Below are 14635 nucleotides of genomic sequence, written 5' to 3' on the forward strand. Positions count from 1 at the left end.
AGACTATGTCCACCACATCTTGTGGTAACTTCTGTTCAACCATTATCCTGCAGAGCCAAGAAAAAAGATAATCGTAAAATAAAGGGTGTTTTCAACCAAAAGGCATGATATAATGAAACCAATTAGAACCAAAAGGAGCCAATTGATGAATAGTGCACCAAAACTCAATACATTTCAACATCTAATCGGAGAACATCAAACTTTCCTGGAAGCGAAGCGAATCGCCAAGCAGTTCTCGTTATCGGAGCTTCCTGTCTTAATAACAGGAAAAATCGGAACAGGCAAAAATCACTTCGCACATGCCATACACTTGGAATCTTCGAGAAGCAATGAACCGTTTATAAGCGTCAATTGCAGCACCCATTCGGAAGAAACCCTTATTCATGAGCTTTTTGGCCCTAACGGAAACACAGGTGTTTTTCAAAAAGCGGTACGAGGAACCCTTTTTCTTGATGATGTATGGCGCATGCCTGCTTCTGTACAAGCTCAGCTGTTAAAAGCGCTTGATTCAGACACGGAGAAACCGCGAATGATCTGTGCTTCTGCAGACCGATCCGTGGAACATACCTTCAGGCAAGACTTATTCTACAGACTGAACATTTTAACGCTCACACTGCCAGAATTATCGGAACGAAAAAGCGATATTCCCCTTTTGGCACAGCATTTTCTCTCAAATTCCGGTCAGCAATTGTTAATCGATCCCTCCGTTTTTCCGGTTCTTGAGAAGCATGCATTTGAAGGCAATGTCAGGGAATTAAAAAACGCTGCAGATTATATGGCGGCAGTATCAAGCGGAGGAACGATCCAGCCATATGACCTGCCGCCATATATTAGAGGCGCGATAGACGGAAAAACGTCGAAGAAAAAAGCGAAGCTGCTGACTTTAATGGAAAAAGCTGAGTTTTTGTTTATTTTGGAAACAATAAAAGTATTGAACGAAAAAGGAGAGCCTGCCAGCAGACGGATCATTTCTGAACACAGCAAAAATACCCAAACCTCGTTAACTCCTCAGCAGGTCAGAAGCCGTCTCGACTATTTGGAGAAAAAAGATTATGTCACCAAAAGCCGCGGACGCGCAGGCACAAAAATTACCTTTGAGGGCTTGAGCTTTATAGAGACGTTAAAAAATCAAATGATCTAGCGATCGAAAGGAGAATGTACTTGTTTACAATCAAAGAAGAGATCGCCAATGCGATTACACACGGCATCGGTGTCCTCTTATCCATCCCAGCATTAGTGTTTCTAATCATATTTGCGGCTAATTACGGGTCTGCATGGGACATTGTCAGCTTTACAATATTCGGTGTCTCTATGCTGCTGTTATATTTGAGCTCCACCCTGCTTCACAGCATCACACATAAAAAAACGAAGGACATTTTGGAGATTATTGATCATAGCGCAATTTACGTACTCATCGCCGGAACCTACACGCCTTTTTTGCTTGGGCCGCTGAAAGGCACACTCGGCTTTACCCTGTTGGTTATCGTATGGTCACTTGCCCTAGGCGGAATCGTTTTTAAAATTTTCTTTGTGAAACGGTTTATCCTATTGTCAACCTTCGTGTATTTAGTCATGGGGTGGCTGATGATTATTGCAGTTAAACCTTTATATGCTTCACTGAGCGGAGCGGGATTCAGCCTCCTTTTTCTCGGCGGCATTTTATACTCTGTCGGAACCATCTTTTACATTTGGAAAAAGATCCCCTTCCATCACGCCATTTGGCACAGCTTTGTATTGGGCGGGAGCGCTGCCATGTTTTTCTGCGTGCTCTTCTATTGTGTAAAGGTGCCTTTCCTTTCGTAACAGTAACAGAAAAGCGCAGTCTTCACGACTGCGCTTTTTTATGCACGTAATTGTTTTTCATTGGCAGGTATATAAGCTTTTGAAAAGGACAATTCAATGTCTGCCGGTTTTAAGCGTTTAAAAAACGAGCCATTTTGCATGTTATCTGTTCCTTTCGTTTCCACCATCACCAACGGAAGATGATAGCGGGCCGCAAGTTCTACAGGATCAATAGAACCATCTAGTGAAAGAATCAGGCTTTGTCCCTTTTCCAGCTGTTTTGTCACATCTTCATATACCTTTTCTGAATCCCCGTCTGAAATCACATCCATCCGATCCAGCCATTGCCCGATAAAAGGCAAGCGGAACACTTTTGGGTTAGCGATAAAGCCGGCCGGTTCCTCAATATATCCAGCAATTAAGGCCAGTTCAGCCAAACGCAAACGGGGATGCACATACAAAACTGGACCGTGTGGTATTGGCTCTGGCTGATGGATCGTCACAACTGAACCGGAGATGCCGATACAGCCTTCTAAAAACGCCTTTGGCTGTTCGTACACAAGAGCCATCTGTTTTTTGTATGACAGACGGGGATCGAGCATTGTTTGATTAAATAATTGTTTCATATTTTTTAACAGCATATACACAATATAAACCACTAGAAGGCTGTAGCGAACCAATTAAAATCCTCCCGCTTTAGAAGAATTCTTTTTTTCATACATTAGAAATTCGTAATCATACGGGTTTTTTTCGTCTTTGGTCCCCTGCTCAGAAGAAACCAGCTTCCAATTGGATTCATCAAATTCAGGAAAGTGACGGTCACCCTCAAACTCGTGATGAATTTTCGTCATATACAGTCTGTCCGCATAAGGGAACAGGTCCGTATAGAGCTGAGCACCTCCGATCACAAAGCATTCTTCAGGGCCTGAACAAATGTCCAGTACATCCTTTAATGAACTGACAACCGTGCATCCCGGAAATTCTGAATCCGGCGCTGAGGTAACGACAATATTTTTCCGATTTGGAAGCGGACGTCCGATCGATTCAAATGTTTTCCGGCCCATAATGATTGAATGGCCCGATGTTATTTTCTTAAAGTATGCAAGATCATTGGGCAAATGCCACGGCAAATCATTGTCTTTGCCGATAAGCCTGTTGGCATCCATCGCAAAAATGAATGAAATCATACGCTGACCGCCCCTTTTATATGAGGATGCGGATCATAATCCTCGATGATAAAGTCCTCAAATGCAAAGTTAAAAATAGAATCAACCTTTCTGGCGAAACGAAGCTGCGGAAGCGGTCTAACATCTCTTTCCAGCTGCAAATTGACTTGTTCAATATGATTTTGATAAATATGAACATCACCAAACGTATGGATGAACTCGCCCGGTTCAAGCCCAGTCACATGAGCAATCATCATGGTTAGGAGGGCATAAGATGCAATATTAAACGGCACACCTAAGAAAACATCGGCAGAGCGCTGATACAGCTGACAGGACAGCTTGCCGTCAGACACATAGAATTGGAACAGGCAATGGCACGGCGGCAACGCCATTTTATCAATTTCACCAACATTCCAGGCGCTGACGATTAAGCGTCTGGAGTTCGGATTTGTTTTAATATCTTCAATAAGACGGGAAATTTGATCAATGGTTTCTCCATCAGCTCCCCGCCAAGAACGCCATTGGGAGCCATATACAGGTCCAAGTTCACCGTTTTCATCAGCCCACTCATTCCAGATTCGCACTCCGTTTTCCTGCAGATAGCGTACATTCGTATCTCCTTTTAAGAACCACAGCAGTTCATGCGCAATTGATTTAAAGTGGAGTTTTTTAGTGGTGAGCATCGGAAAGCCTTCCCGTAAATTAAATCTCATTTGATATCCGAAAGTGCTGATTGTTCCGGTCCCAGTCCGGTCTCCCTTTTTCTCACCATGCTCTAAAACATGTCTGCATAAATCCTTATACTGTTTCATTTTTTTCATCCTTTAAAAGTAGTCTTCTAGTAGTGTAACACAATAAAAAATCATTTCTGAACCCAGAAATGATTTTTTTATAGTCAGCTGACGACAGGCTTTTCATCCTGTTCTTTTTCTTCATCTTGCAGATCCTGATGCGTATGTGCAATTCTGCTCGCCGCTGCTGCAGCAAGAGCTGCCACAATATCATCCAAAAAGGTGTGAATACCGTCTGGACTTTCATCAAGTTCCTTAATAATTCCAATCTTCTCTTTATCCAAATAACCGAAATTGGTCAAACCGATCGACCCGTACACATTAACGATTGAAAGCGGGATAATTTCATCTATGCCGTAAAGCGGTTCATCCGTTTCAACAAGGTGCTGCAGCGGTTCGGGGAGAAGTTTCTGTTCTGCAAGCTGATCGAGTGCAAGGCCTGTCAAAACAGCATGAATAATTTCACGTTTGTTCAGGACTTTTTCTACATTCTCCATGCAAACACTGAGCGGCAGATTTGGATTGTATTTTTCCTGAAGTTTTTGAACAATCCGTGCAATATCTTCTATCATAACGCCCCGTTTGTTCAGCATATCCTTTGTTATATCGACCATTTCATTCATTGTGTACTTTTTCATGTCTAATGGCATCTCCTTTAGGCACTCATCCAGTTGGGAGGCGTGTTGCGGTCCCAGTAAATGCTCCCAAGCTCATGATGTGATTGAAATCCATCTTCTGCTGTATGATAATGAAAATTAAACCAGTAGCCGTCATGAGGCGGGTGGTCTCTTCGCACATGGAATCTGAGAAGATCTTCTCCAGTTGTCCGATTGTAAACGTTGAAAATTTTTTCCGTTTTGCCCGCTGAAGGCATGCTTGAGATCACAACATCTTGGTACGCCTCATCATCTTGCAATGTCGCTAAATAATCACTAATCACATTTTCGATTTTTGGCAGGATCTCTTTCCGATAGTCATCCTCAATGACAGGAGCGATTCTGCTGCCGAATTTTAAAAAGGACTGATCCTCAGCGCTGTCAAGGAGCTGTTCCTTGTACGATTGAAAAAGCAGTTCAGGATCTCGCCTGTCATCCGACTCATCATCGTACAGGTCATGCTCATCATAAAAAGCGGTGTAATCATTCTGCTCAAGACTGCTCGGCTGTCCGGAAGGCTTGTCCGCCATAAGGGCAGCCGGAGGAGATACGAGCCCGAACGTTACAATGGTAAATAAAACCACAAGGGTCTTTCTCATCCACAATTTCATGACTGCTTATTCCTCTCTATTTTATTGTCATGTTTCTCTTATTTTAGCACATCCAAAACATGCAAGTCATGTACTATATGAAACTGATATGCAAATTAGGAGATTCGTTGCTATGCACTTTGTGTAAAAACGCTTACAATATTTCATGAAAGGAGGCTTTCCGCATGATTGACGCTCTGTTTGCCACAGTTTCACTCTTAACATTATTATACTTTGTCGTCATGGAGGTCACCGATTAACAGAAAGCCCGTGATATGAATCACGGGCTTGTTTGAATGACGCCATAATGGAACAGTGCTGTTTTTCTTTTCATGACGTTAAAACCAAACTGTTCAAACCGCGGGCTTTTCCAGTGGTCTTTTAGCACAACGCTTTTTCTGGCGACTCGTACCGCTTCATTGATACATCCTTCGTGCAAAACGGAATCCTCTGCCAAATCACGTAAAGGCGCGATGCCGTCAGAGGTTTCTACAGGTTCATGAAACATTGGATCGAAATAAACCACATCAACAGAGTTGTCAGGGAGCTGCTTGATGTGTTCAAAGCAATCACCATTCTTCACCTGGATTCTTCTCATCGCAGCTTGAAGCTCTTCTATACCCGTTTCCCATGAATGCAGCCCCGTCCTCACTAAAACAGACACAAGATGGTTTTTTTCAATCCCAACAACAGAACCCGTTTCGCCTACTGCCATACTTGCGATAATGGCATCTGACCCCAACCCGAGTGTGCAATCTAAAAACGTATCCCCTTCAGATAAGCCGGCAGCCCGAAGCATAGGTTCTTTCTCCCCCTGTAAGAAGCGTTTGGCTCTGAACATCGCTGTATTCGGATGAAAAAAGAATTTGGCACCTTGTTTCGTATACAGCTCAAACCGCTCTTTGCCGACCACAAGCAAATCACGTTCAGCTGATTTCAGCAGGTGCTCAACCGTTTGTTTATTCCGGCCGCAGTATGGCATATTTAGCTCTTTAGAAAGCTGCTTTGCAGTTTTTATGGTGTGTTCAGACGGTCTATAGCTTGTTGTTATCATCTTCTGTACTCCCAAAAAGAAAATGCCCGGAGAACGGGCATTTAGCAGTGCGCATCGAAGGCAGCAGTCAGATTTTTCATGATTTCTTCCATATCGTGTCCTTCAATTTCATGACGCGGAATAAAATGTACGACTTCTTTGCCTTTCAAAAGAGCCATTGATGGTGAAGAAGGCTCCTGGCCAGTAAAATACTCACGCATTTTCGCAGTAGCTTCTTTATCTTGGCCCGCAAATACAGTCACCGTATTGTCAGGTGTTTTGTCATTCTGGAGGACTGCCTGTGTAGCCGCAGGACGCGCAAGGCCTGCCGCGCAGCCGCATACAGAGTTAACGACTACAAGAGTTGTGCCCTCTGCCTTTTCCATAAAGTTTTCTACTTCTTCCGCTGTTGTTAACTCTTCAAAACCTGCTCCAGTCAGCTCGCGGCGCATCGGTACGACAAGCTGGCGCATGTATTCTTCATAAGCCATTGACATAAAAAAAGCCCCCTCTAGTATCCTTCATCTGAAGTAAAGGATACTATAGAGAGGGCCGGATTTCAAATGTTCACGCCTTAAAATATAGAAGTAAGTGTCCCCAGCTGTCTAGATTTTCATAATACCGCCGGTGTTGGCACTTGTCACAAGTTTAGAATAACGTGCCAGGTAGCCGGTTTTCACTTTCGGTTCAAAACCTTTCCAGTTCGCTTTTCGTTTTTCCCACTCTTCTTCTGGCACTTGTACATCCAAGATACGTTTTTCAATATCAACGATAATATGGTCTCCGTTTTCAACAAAGGCAAGTGGCCCGCCCTCAGCGGCCTCAGGTGATACGTGGCCGATTGAGAGGCCACGGGAGGCTCCGGAAAAACGTCCGTCCGTAATCAATGCCACTTTTGGTCCGAGTCCCATTCCAACGATTTGGGATGTTGGCGCCAGCATTTCCGGCATGCCAGGTCCGCCTTTTGGCCCTTCGTATCTGATGATGACAACATCGCCTTCTTTTACTTTTCGGTTGATAATGCCGTCAAGCGCCTCGTCCTGAGAATCGAATACGACAGCCGGCCCTTCGTGTCTTGTAATCCCATTCTGTACGCCGCCTGTTTTAATGATAGCGCCGTCCGGAGCTAGATTACCGAATAAAACAGCAAGGCCACCCTTTTCAGTGAATGGTTGATCCAGCGGATGAATGACGTCATAATCCTTTACTTCATGTCCGGCAATGGTTTCTCCAAGAGTTTTTCCTGTAACAGTCAGCGCATCTAAATGAAGCGCTCCTTCTTTCTTGGAAAGCTCATTCAGAGCCGCTGAAACGCCGCCCGCTTCGTGAAGATCTTCAATAAACACATCCGATGCAGGCGCCAGCTTGGCCAAGTGCGGCACGCGCTCAGCGACTTCGTTAATGCGTTCTAAAGAGTATTCAACGCCGGCTTCGTTTGCAAGGGCAAGGGTATGAAGAACGGTATTTGTAGAACCTCCGAGCGCCATATCGAGTGCAAACGCGTTATCAATCGCTTTTACTGTAACAATATCACGTGGTTTGATATCTTTGCGAATCGTTTCCATTAATTGCGCAGCCGATTTTCTCACAAACTCTTTGCGTTCCGGAGATGTCGCCAGAATGGTTCCATTACCCGGCAAAGCAAGACCAAGTGCTTCTGACAGACAGTTCATTGAGTTCGCCGTAAACATGCCTGAGCAAGACCCGCACGTTGGGCATCCGAACTGCTCTAGTTCTTGAAGCTCGTTTTCGTTGATTTTCCCTGCTTGGTAGGCGCCTACCCCTTCGAATACTGAGGAAAGGGAGATTTTTCGCCCGTCACTTGTTCTTCCTGCCGCCATCGGTCCGCCGCTGACAAAAATCGTCGGAATGTTGATGCGCATTGCCGCCATAAGCATTCCCGGTGTGATTTTGTCGCAGTTCGGAATACAGACCATTCCGTCAAACCAGTGTGCGGATACAACCGTTTCCACAGAGTCTGCGATAATTTCACGGCTTGGCAGCGAATATCTCATACCGATATGCCCCATTGCGATGCCATCATCTACCCCAATGGTATTAAATTCAAACGGAACGCCCCCTGCTTCTCTGATTGCTTCTTTTACGATTTTCCCAAACTCCTGCAAGTGAACATGACCGGGAACGATATCAATGTATGAATTACACACCGCAATAAACGGCTTGCCGAAATCCTCTTCTTTTACCCCTGCTGCACGAAGCAAACTGCGGTGCGGAGCTCTATCGATTCCTTGTGTGATCATATTACTGCGTAATTCTGCCATGGTGATCCTCCTAAATTCTTTCAATTGTTTGATTGGATTTTATTTTGACAATTTTCAGTTTATTTATGGGCTGTTTTTGCAAATAAGATAAATACAGGCCGCCCTCACCTTGTTTTGTTCTTTCGTGTTTTTATATTTATATAGCTTTCTTTCGATTTGAACCCTCCAACTATTAATATTGTTACTTACTATAAATAGTTTTCAGATATTTTTCAACAATATTCGAAATAATTTTTATAAAAAGTGAATTCACATAAAAAAGGTGCATGATCTGCACCTTTTTTATTTCTATTCGCCTTTTTTTCTGCTTTCCGTCATTTGTTTCCAAACAGAACCTTTTGCTTCTTCTCCATGCTCAATACGTTCAAGCGCCATTTTGACTTGAAGGCTGACCTCAAATTCAGGGTCATCTTCGGCAGCGCGCAAAGCTTCAATTGCACTTTCATCGCCGACTTCGTACAGGAACATGGCCGCACGCCAGCGAACAAGCTTGCTGGAGTCGCTTAACGACTTGATCATAGCGGGAATGGCTTGAGGATCGCCGATATCAGACAGGCAGTCTCCGGCCGTTCTTCTGACTGATACAGCTTTGTCCTCAAGTGCTTTATACAATAGAGGAAGAACATCAGGTGTTTCAATCATCCCTAAGTACACAACAGCCTGTCTTCTGATGGACACCTTTGGATCATCCAATGCCTTCTGTAAAACCGGGATATCCTCTTCTTTCGGATCCATCTGTTCCAAGTGTGCATAACGCTTTTTCCAGTCCTCATCATCTAGCATGTCAAGCGTTACTTTATACGCTTTGCGCTGTACAGCTTGTTTTGCTTCGCCCTTTCCTTGAGCGGCTGCTTCAGTCAGTCGTTTCAGCCGTTCATCACTGTATGCCGCCTGAAGCTCTTCTGTCACATCATGGCCGATTTCATCAAAGTCACCGAATCTGACACCTTGTTCTTTCCAAGCCCGCTCAAACACAACATTAGAAGCTTCAGATCTAAGTTTTAAGATCGCCTGCTGAAAGCGTTCAGGTAAGCCGAAGCGTTCTTCCCGCTCTCCATCGGTTAATTTAACTTGCATAGGAATGCCGCTGAACATCTGCACAAAAACTTTTACCTCTCCAAAAGATTCTTGATCAGAACGATTTTCTTCTCCGCTTTCAGCACTTTCCATCCCAAATGCAGTGCGGACTTGCGGTAAAATGTCTTTCCAGTCGTATCTTGCATTCCGTTCAACAGCAAGAAAATCTGCGACGTGATATACCCCTTTAACTCCATCTATTTTAAGGATTTCCGCTATAACAGGCGGTGCGCCTTCTGCTTGCTCAGGTTTATAGTTATTGCTTTTGCCCGCCGGAAGCTCTTCCGTTAAGATGACTTTCATTGTATTCGGGCTTGGTGTAGGTTCAATTGATTTTATCTTCATGATCGTCCTCCTATAGCATATCTGTGACTTATTCTATCATAGTCGCTCCAAGCCTTCTATTACGACGTTTCGGCATCAATCCCGGGTATGTCTTTTTCTAATTGGCGGACAAATTGAAGCATAAAATTGTGTCTTTCTTCTGCCAGTTCCCGTGCAGTGTCTGTATTCATCATATCTTTCAGCCGCAGCAGCTTATGAAAAAAATGAGCGTAGGCGCTTTGCTCATCTCCATAAAGGCCATGCCCTTTTGCGCCCGCAAACATGAAAGCTCTCGCAATGCCGACAGCACCAATCGCATCAAGTCTGTCAGCATCCTGTACAGCTTTTCCTTCAATTGAGAGCGGCTCCTTCGCCAATTTCCCCCTGTCCCGAAAGGACATCCTTGTTATAATATGAATCACCCTGTCAGCATTCTCTTTTCCTACTCCGAAAAAAACGAGCTGATCATATACTTCGCTCACAGAAAGCCTGACCGTGTCAGGCAGCTTCACATCAATTAAATCATGAACCAAAGCCGCCGTTTCAACAATGAACAAATCCGCTTTTTCCTTTTCTCCAATATACGCTGCAAGATCTGCTACTCTTGATACATGATGCCAGTCATGTCCAGAGCTTTCGTCAGTCAGGATAGATTGAACCCATGTCCTGATTTGCTCTGCCTGCTTCAATTCCTTCACAAAAACACCCTCTTTTTATTGCTCTAATAGCTTCACGATACCGTCTTCCAACTCTTTCGGATTTGTATTTGGTGAATAACGGCCAACGATTTCTCCATTTCTATCCACTATAAATTTCGTGAAATTCCACTTGATCGCCTTAGTTCCCAGCATCCCTTTCGCATGTTCTGTCAAATACACAAACAGCGGGTGGGCGTTTTTCCCGTTTACATCCACTTTTGAAAACATAGGAAATGTAACACCGTAATTTGTTTCACAAAATTCCTGTATGTCAGCCTCTTCACCAGGCTCTTGGTTCATGAATTGATTGCAGGGGAACCCTAAGATCTCCAGCCCCTCCTGCTGATATGTATCATATAATTCCTGCAGCTGCTTCAATTGGGAAGTAAAACCGCACTTACTTGCTGTATTCACGATCATCAGTACCTTTCCCGCGAAAGGCTGAAGTGTCATGTCTTTCCCTGTGATTGTACGTACCTTCATATGATAAATAGACATGTAAGTCCCTCCTATGTCCCTGGTGCTGATTATTTTACCTTTTTTAAATCGCAATTCAAAATGTAAACATCAATTAAGAACTCATAAGAAACCTAACGATATAAGCGTCCGTTCATTATCAATTCATATGGCTCGTTTTTTATCTTATCATTCTATAAAACATTACAATTCCCTCTGACATCTTTGAAAATCATTTTACTGTGAAACCAAAAGGCGTGTCAGTGCGTTTTATTTAAAGAGTTTTCTGTTGTTTCCCCCTCAACACGTATAGATAGATTGAAAATTGGCGTGAAAATTCCTATAATGAAGAAAATTAAACGGGGAAATAATGGAGGTGGCACGTTGCCTATTAATATACCAACACACCTGCCGGCAAAACAGGTGCTTGAAAGTGAACATATATTTGTAATGGATGAAAGCAGAGCATTTCATCAGGATATCCGGCCGCAAAAAATTATTATATTAAATTTGATGCCGAAAAAAATCCAAACAGAGACTCAGCTTCTCAGATTGCTTGGAAATTCGCCTTTACAGGTTCATTTCACATTTTTAATCCCAAGCACACACACGCCGAAAAATACTGCGAGAGAACACCTTGACGAATTTTACACGACTTTTTCCAATATCCGTCACAAGAGGTTTGACGGCATGATTATCACCGGTGCGCCGATCGAGCATTTGGCGTTTGAAGAGGTTTCATATTGGGAAGAGCTCAAGGAAATCATGGAGTGGAGCAAAACAAATGTCACTTCAACCTTGCATATTTGCTGGGGTGCTCAAGCAGGTTTGTACTACCATTACGGTGTGGAAAAAATTCAAATGCCGAAAAAAATCTTCGGTGTGTTCGAACATACCGTTCTTTCAAAACAAGAAAGATTGGTAAGAGGTTTTGACGAGCTATACTACGTGCCGCATTCCCGGCATACAGATATAAATATGGAACAGCTTCAAGCAGTGCCCGAGTTAAACATTCTTACCGCATCAAAGGAAGCCGGGGTTTGCTTAATTGTGTCCAAAGACGAAAAACAAGTCTTTTTGACAGGGCACCCTGAATATGATACAAATACGCTTCTTCAAGAGTATGAAAGAGATTTGGAACGAAACCTTTCTACTGTCGAGGCGCCTAAACATTATTTTGCAAAAGGCAGCAACGAGCCAGTGAATCGCTGGAAAGCGCATGCCACATTATTGTTTATGAATTGGCTGAATTATTACGTTTACCAAGAAACTCCTTATGAATGGGACTAATTTTTCTTTTTTTAGTGATACGCTGAGCAAAAAATATGATAAAATACATCTGATTCAGTCTGCGTATAACAAAAATTTAAAATACTGGAATCCAAATCATTTAAAATTAGCTTAACTTTTTCACTGCATTAATAATTCGATTATGTATTTGTGTTATGTTTATGTATAGACAATAACTCCTTACGATGCATGAAGCTTGCTTGTTGTTGATTACATTGAGGTGAATTTACTTGAATACCAATAAAAGAGTATTAATTTTGACTGCAAATTACGGAAATGGACATGTGCAGGTAGCCAAAACACTTTATGAACAATGTGTACGGCTCGGCTTTCAGCATGTAACAGTTTCTAATTTGTACCAAGAGTCAAATCCGATTGTTTCAGAGGTAACTCAATACCTTTATTTAAAAAGCTTCTCAATCGGGAAACAGTTTTATCGTTTGTTTTATTACGGAGTTGACAAAATCTATAATAAACGTAAATTCAATATTTACTTTAAAATGGGTAATAAAAGATTGGGCGAACTTGTCGATGAACATCAGCCCGATATTATTATTAATACATTTCCGATGATCGTCGTGCCGGAATACAGACGCCGAACTGGAAGAGTCATTCCTACCTTCAACGTTATGACTGATTTTTGTCTTCATAAAATTTGGGTTCACGAAAACGTGGATAAATATTATGTGGCGACAGATTACGTGAAGGAAAAACTGCTGGAGATCGGCACTCATCCAAGCAACGTAAAAATCACAGGAATTCCAATCAGGCCGCAATTTGAAGAATCCATGCCGGTTGGCCCGATATATAAAAAGTACAATCTTTCACCAAACAAAAAAGTGCTTCTGATCATGGCAGGTGCTCACGGTGTATTAAAGAACGTAAAAGAGCTGTGCGAAAACCTTGTCAAGGATGACCAAGTGCAAGTAGTTGTCGTGTGCGGGAAAAATACGGCTTTAAAAGAATCTTTGAGTGCGCTTGAAGCGGAAAATGGTGACAAATTAAAAGTTCTGGGCTATGTGGAGCGTATTGATGAGCTATTTCGGATCACAGATTGCATGATTACCAAGCCCGGCGGCATTACTTTGACAGAAGCCACAGCCATTGGAGTGCCTGTCATTCTGTACAAACCCGTGCCTGGCCAGGAAAAAGAAAATGCAAACTTCTTTGAAGACCGCGGAGCTGCCATCGTTGTGAACCGTCATGAAGAGATTCTCGAATCAGTCACTTCCCTTCTTGCAGATGAAGATACCTTGCATCGCATGAAGAAAAACATTAAGGACCTTCATTTAGCAAACTCCTCTGAAGTGATTTTAGAGGATATCCTGAAGGAATCAGAAATGATGACTGCCAAACAAAAAGCCAAAGTGCTATCGTAATGGCGTACTTGAGAGCATACGAAGATCGTGTGCTCTTTTTATTTATATTCAGCCATTAATAAAAGCGGTTACATTTTTTTATGAAACTTGCCCTTCTTTTGAAAAATAAGCCGTTTCGAAACTTGACGGGTGCTCCCAGATGGTGTATAGTTGAACCATCATTTAACAATGAATCAAAGTTAGATGATAACAAAATTTTTTTTAGCACATGAGTGCTACAGTACTAGGAGGAATTAAGCAATATGCAAAACGGTAAAGTAAAATGGTTCAACAACGAAAAAGGATTCGGCTTCATTGAAGTTGAAGGCGGAGACGATGTATTTGTTCACTTCACAGCTATCGAAGGAGATGGATACAAATCATTAGAAGAAGGACAAGAAGTTTCTTTTGAAATTGTCGAAGGTAATCGTGGACCTCAAGCTTCTAATGTTGTAAAACTCTAAACTCAATACATGATGATGAGATGACAAATAGAGGAGAGGCATTCGCCTCTCCTATTTGATTTTCATCTGGATTTCAATCGCCAAAATGTTTTGTTTACACCTCTGTTCAATCTCTTCAACATACTTTTCCATTGATGGTTTTCCTTTTTTCGCGATATCCGCCAGTTCTTCTAAATCACTGTATATTTCTATAAATGTTTTGTGAAGGATCAACTTCAAGTCTTTATCATCCATAGCTGCGTTCCCCTTCTCTATCAAGATACCTCAAATAGTAAAACGGTCCTATTTATTCTGGTTCAATAGTTATATCGGCTTATTTTTATTTTCTTTTCTATTTTGGTACATAAATTTCAAAAAAACTCTGCAAAATAATGGCGGAGGTGTTTTTTGTGACTTCAGAATTTCATAATGAGGATCAGACTGGCTTTACGGATAAGCGGCAGCTGGAACTAGCGGTGGAAACAGCGCAGAAAACAACAGGAGCTGCGACGAGAGGCCAAAGCAAAACATTAGTTGACTCTGCATACCAAGCCATTGAGGATGCTAGAGAACTGTCACAATCTGAAGAGCTGGCAGCTCTCGATGATCCTGAATTTGTAAAGCAGCAACAGCAGCTGCTAGATGACAGCGAGCATCAGCTGGATGAATTCAAAGAATAAAAACCGCAG

At 42.6% G+C, this 14635-nt stretch carries 19 protein-coding genes; 7 read left to right on the top strand and 12 right to left on the bottom strand.

Annotated features, from left to right (window positions below):
- The first annotated feature begins 145 nt into the window (after window positions 1–145).
- Both MKX38_RS10595 and MKX38_RS10600 read left to right on the top strand, forming a co-directional pair.
- Window positions 146–1141 carry a sigma-54-dependent transcriptional regulator gene (locus MKX38_RS10595; protein ID WP_220396724.1) on the top strand — a complete coding sequence of 332 codons (996 nt, stop codon included), beginning with the start codon at window positions 146–148 and terminating at the stop codon, window positions 1139–1141.
- Between the two features lie 20 nt (window positions 1142–1161).
- The gene (locus tag MKX38_RS10600) at window positions 1162–1803 is read left to right on the top strand and encodes a hemolysin III family protein (RefSeq protein WP_004398522.1); all 642 of its coding nucleotides are present in this window, start codon (window positions 1162–1164) and stop codon (window positions 1801–1803) included.
- A gap of 38 nt (window positions 1804–1841) precedes the next feature.
- Here MKX38_RS10600 and MKX38_RS10605 read toward each other — a convergent pair whose 3' ends face one another.
- The 11 genes from MKX38_RS10605 to MKX38_RS10655 all read right to left on the bottom strand — a co-directional run bounded on the left by MKX38_RS10605 (window position 1842) and on the right by MKX38_RS10655 (window position 10897).
- Window positions 1842–2462 (bottom strand): hypothetical protein, encoded by a 621-nt coding sequence (locus MKX38_RS10605; protein ID WP_004398497.1) that lies wholly within the window; start codon window positions 2460–2462, stop codon window positions 1842–1844.
- A complete protein-coding gene (dfrA, locus tag MKX38_RS10610; protein ID WP_088326321.1) occupies window positions 2463–2969 on the bottom strand; it encodes a dihydrofolate reductase DfrA in 507 nt (168 codons plus the stop codon).
- Complete coding sequence (locus MKX38_RS10615; protein WP_024572096.1) at window positions 2966–3760, bottom strand: thymidylate synthase; 795 nt, start codon at window positions 3758–3760, stop codon at window positions 2966–2968. The genes dfrA and MKX38_RS10615 overlap by 4 nt, the downstream gene beginning before the upstream one ends.
- Window positions 3761–3843: 83 nt before the next feature.
- Complete coding sequence (locus MKX38_RS10620; RefSeq protein ID WP_003230797.1) at window positions 3844–4377, bottom strand: phosphatidylglycerophosphatase A; 534 nt, start codon at window positions 4375–4377, stop codon at window positions 3844–3846.
- A gap of 17 nt (window positions 4378–4394) precedes the next feature.
- Window positions 4395–5006, bottom strand: a complete 612-nt coding sequence (locus tag MKX38_RS10625; RefSeq protein WP_009967559.1) for a YpjP family protein — start codon at window positions 5004–5006, stop codon at window positions 4395–4397.
- Window positions 5007–5265: 259 nt separating this feature from the next.
- Window positions 5266–6039 carry a class I SAM-dependent methyltransferase gene (locus tag MKX38_RS10630; RefSeq protein WP_003230795.1) on the bottom strand — a complete coding sequence of 258 codons (774 nt, stop codon included), beginning with the start codon at window positions 6037–6039 and terminating at the stop codon, window positions 5266–5268.
- Between the two features lie 41 nt (window positions 6040–6080).
- Entirely contained in the window at window positions 6081–6515 is a 435-nt protein-coding gene (gene brxA / locus MKX38_RS10635; RefSeq protein ID WP_003230794.1) for a bacilliredoxin BrxA, read from the bottom strand.
- Between the two features lie 108 nt (window positions 6516–6623).
- Window positions 6624–8300 carry a dihydroxy-acid dehydratase gene (gene ilvD / locus MKX38_RS10640; RefSeq protein ID WP_009967560.1) on the bottom strand — a complete coding sequence of 559 codons (1677 nt, stop codon included), beginning with the start codon at window positions 8298–8300 and terminating at the stop codon, window positions 6624–6626.
- 288 nt (window positions 8301–8588) lie between these two features.
- Window positions 8589–9722 (bottom strand): conserved virulence factor C family protein, encoded by a 1134-nt coding sequence (locus tag MKX38_RS10645; protein WP_032722021.1) that lies wholly within the window; start codon window positions 9720–9722, stop codon window positions 8589–8591.
- Window positions 9723–9781: 59 nt separating this feature from the next.
- A complete protein-coding gene (gene hdhQ, locus MKX38_RS10650; protein WP_003230787.1) occupies window positions 9782–10399 on the bottom strand; it encodes an Mn(2+)-dependent (deoxy)ribonucleoside pyrophosphohydrolase in 618 nt (205 codons plus the stop codon).
- A 15-nt stretch (window positions 10400–10414) separates the two neighbouring features.
- The gene (locus MKX38_RS10655; RefSeq protein ID WP_339187115.1) at window positions 10415–10897 is read right to left on the bottom strand and encodes a glutathione peroxidase; all 483 of its coding nucleotides are present in this window, start codon (window positions 10895–10897) and stop codon (window positions 10415–10417) included.
- A 342-nt stretch (window positions 10898–11239) separates the two neighbouring features.
- Between MKX38_RS10655 and metA the strand changes: the two genes are divergently transcribed.
- The 4 genes from metA to cspD all read left to right on the top strand — a co-directional run bounded on the left by metA (window position 11240) and on the right by cspD (window position 13967).
- The gene (gene metA, locus MKX38_RS10660) at window positions 11240–12145 is read left to right on the top strand and encodes a homoserine O-succinyltransferase (protein WP_339187117.1); all 906 of its coding nucleotides are present in this window, start codon (window positions 11240–11242) and stop codon (window positions 12143–12145) included.
- A gap of 230 nt (window positions 12146–12375) precedes the next feature.
- Window positions 12376–13524, top strand: a complete 1149-nt coding sequence (locus tag MKX38_RS10665; RefSeq protein ID WP_003246153.1) for a diglucosyl diacylglycerol synthase — start codon at window positions 12376–12378, stop codon at window positions 13522–13524.
- 80 nt (window positions 13525–13604) lie between these two features.
- Window positions 13605–13736, top strand: a complete 132-nt coding sequence (locus tag MKX38_RS10670) for a hypothetical protein (RefSeq protein WP_339187120.1) — start codon at window positions 13605–13607, stop codon at window positions 13734–13736.
- A gap of 30 nt (window positions 13737–13766) precedes the next feature.
- The gene (gene cspD, locus MKX38_RS10675) at window positions 13767–13967 is read left to right on the top strand and encodes a cold-shock protein CspD (protein ID WP_003230776.1); all 201 of its coding nucleotides are present in this window, start codon (window positions 13767–13769) and stop codon (window positions 13965–13967) included.
- A 51-nt stretch (window positions 13968–14018) separates the two neighbouring features.
- Here cspD and degR read toward each other — a convergent pair whose 3' ends face one another.
- On the bottom strand, window positions 14019–14201 hold the full coding sequence (degR, locus tag MKX38_RS10680) for a transcriptional regulator DegR (RefSeq protein ID WP_003230774.1): 183 nt from the start codon (window positions 14199–14201) through the stop codon (window positions 14019–14021).
- 155 nt (window positions 14202–14356) lie between these two features.
- On the opposite strand from degR, the gene MKX38_RS10685 reads away from it, so the two are divergent.
- Window positions 14357–14626 (top strand): DUF2564 family protein, encoded by a 270-nt coding sequence (locus MKX38_RS10685; RefSeq protein ID WP_004398863.1) that lies wholly within the window; start codon window positions 14357–14359, stop codon window positions 14624–14626.
- The last annotated feature ends 9 nt before the right edge of the window (window positions 14627–14635 follow it).

This window comes from Bacillus sp. FSL M8-0025 (genome assembly GCF_037975475.1).
In the GTDB taxonomy this organism is placed as follows: domain Bacteria; phylum Bacillota; class Bacilli; order Bacillales; family Bacillaceae; genus Bacillus; species Bacillus subtilis.

What these genes read in the sequence shown, in the direction of transcription:
- cspD (WP_003230776.1), top strand. Translation starts at nt 13,767, where the DNA reads ATGCAAAACGGTAAAGTAAAATGGTTCAACAACGAAAAAGGATTCGGC.
- MKX38_RS10595 (WP_220396724.1), top strand. Translation starts at nt 146, where the DNA reads ATGAATAGTGCACCAAAACTCAATACATTTCAACATCTAATCGGAGAA.
- MKX38_RS10655 (WP_339187115.1), bottom strand. Translation starts at nt 10,897, where the DNA reads ATGTCTATTTATCATATGAAGGTACGTACAATCACAGGGAAAGACATG.
- MKX38_RS10615 (WP_024572096.1), bottom strand. Translation starts at nt 3,760, where the DNA reads ATGAAACAGTATAAGGATTTATGCAGACATGTTTTAGAGCATGGTGAG.
- MKX38_RS10625 (WP_009967559.1), bottom strand. Translation starts at nt 5,006, where the DNA reads ATGAAATTGTGGATGAGAAAGACCCTTGTGGTTTTATTTACCATTGTA.
- dfrA (WP_088326321.1), bottom strand. Translation starts at nt 2,969, where the DNA reads ATGATTTCATTCATTTTTGCGATGGATGCCAACAGGCTTATCGGCAAA.
- MKX38_RS10630 (WP_003230795.1), bottom strand. Translation starts at nt 6,039, where the DNA reads ATGATAACAACAAGCTATAGACCGTCTGAACACACCATAAAAACTGCA.
- MKX38_RS10620 (WP_003230797.1), bottom strand. Translation starts at nt 4,377, where the DNA reads ATGAAAAAGTACACAATGAATGAAATGGTCGATATAACAAAGGATATG.
- MKX38_RS10645 (WP_032722021.1), bottom strand. Translation starts at nt 9,722, where the DNA reads ATGAAGATAAAATCAATTGAACCTACACCAAGCCCGAATACAATGAAA.
- brxA (WP_003230794.1), bottom strand. Translation starts at nt 6,515, where the DNA reads ATGTCAATGGCTTATGAAGAATACATGCGCCAGCTTGTCGTACCGATG.
- MKX38_RS10670 (WP_339187120.1), top strand. Translation starts at nt 13,605, where the DNA reads ATGAAACTTGCCCTTCTTTTGAAAAATAAGCCGTTTCGAAACTTGACG.
- degR (WP_003230774.1), bottom strand. Translation starts at nt 14,201, where the DNA reads ATGGATGATAAAGACTTGAAGTTGATCCTTCACAAAACATTTATAGAA.
- ilvD (WP_009967560.1), bottom strand. Translation starts at nt 8,300, where the DNA reads ATGGCAGAATTACGCAGTAATATGATCACACAAGGAATCGATAGAGCT.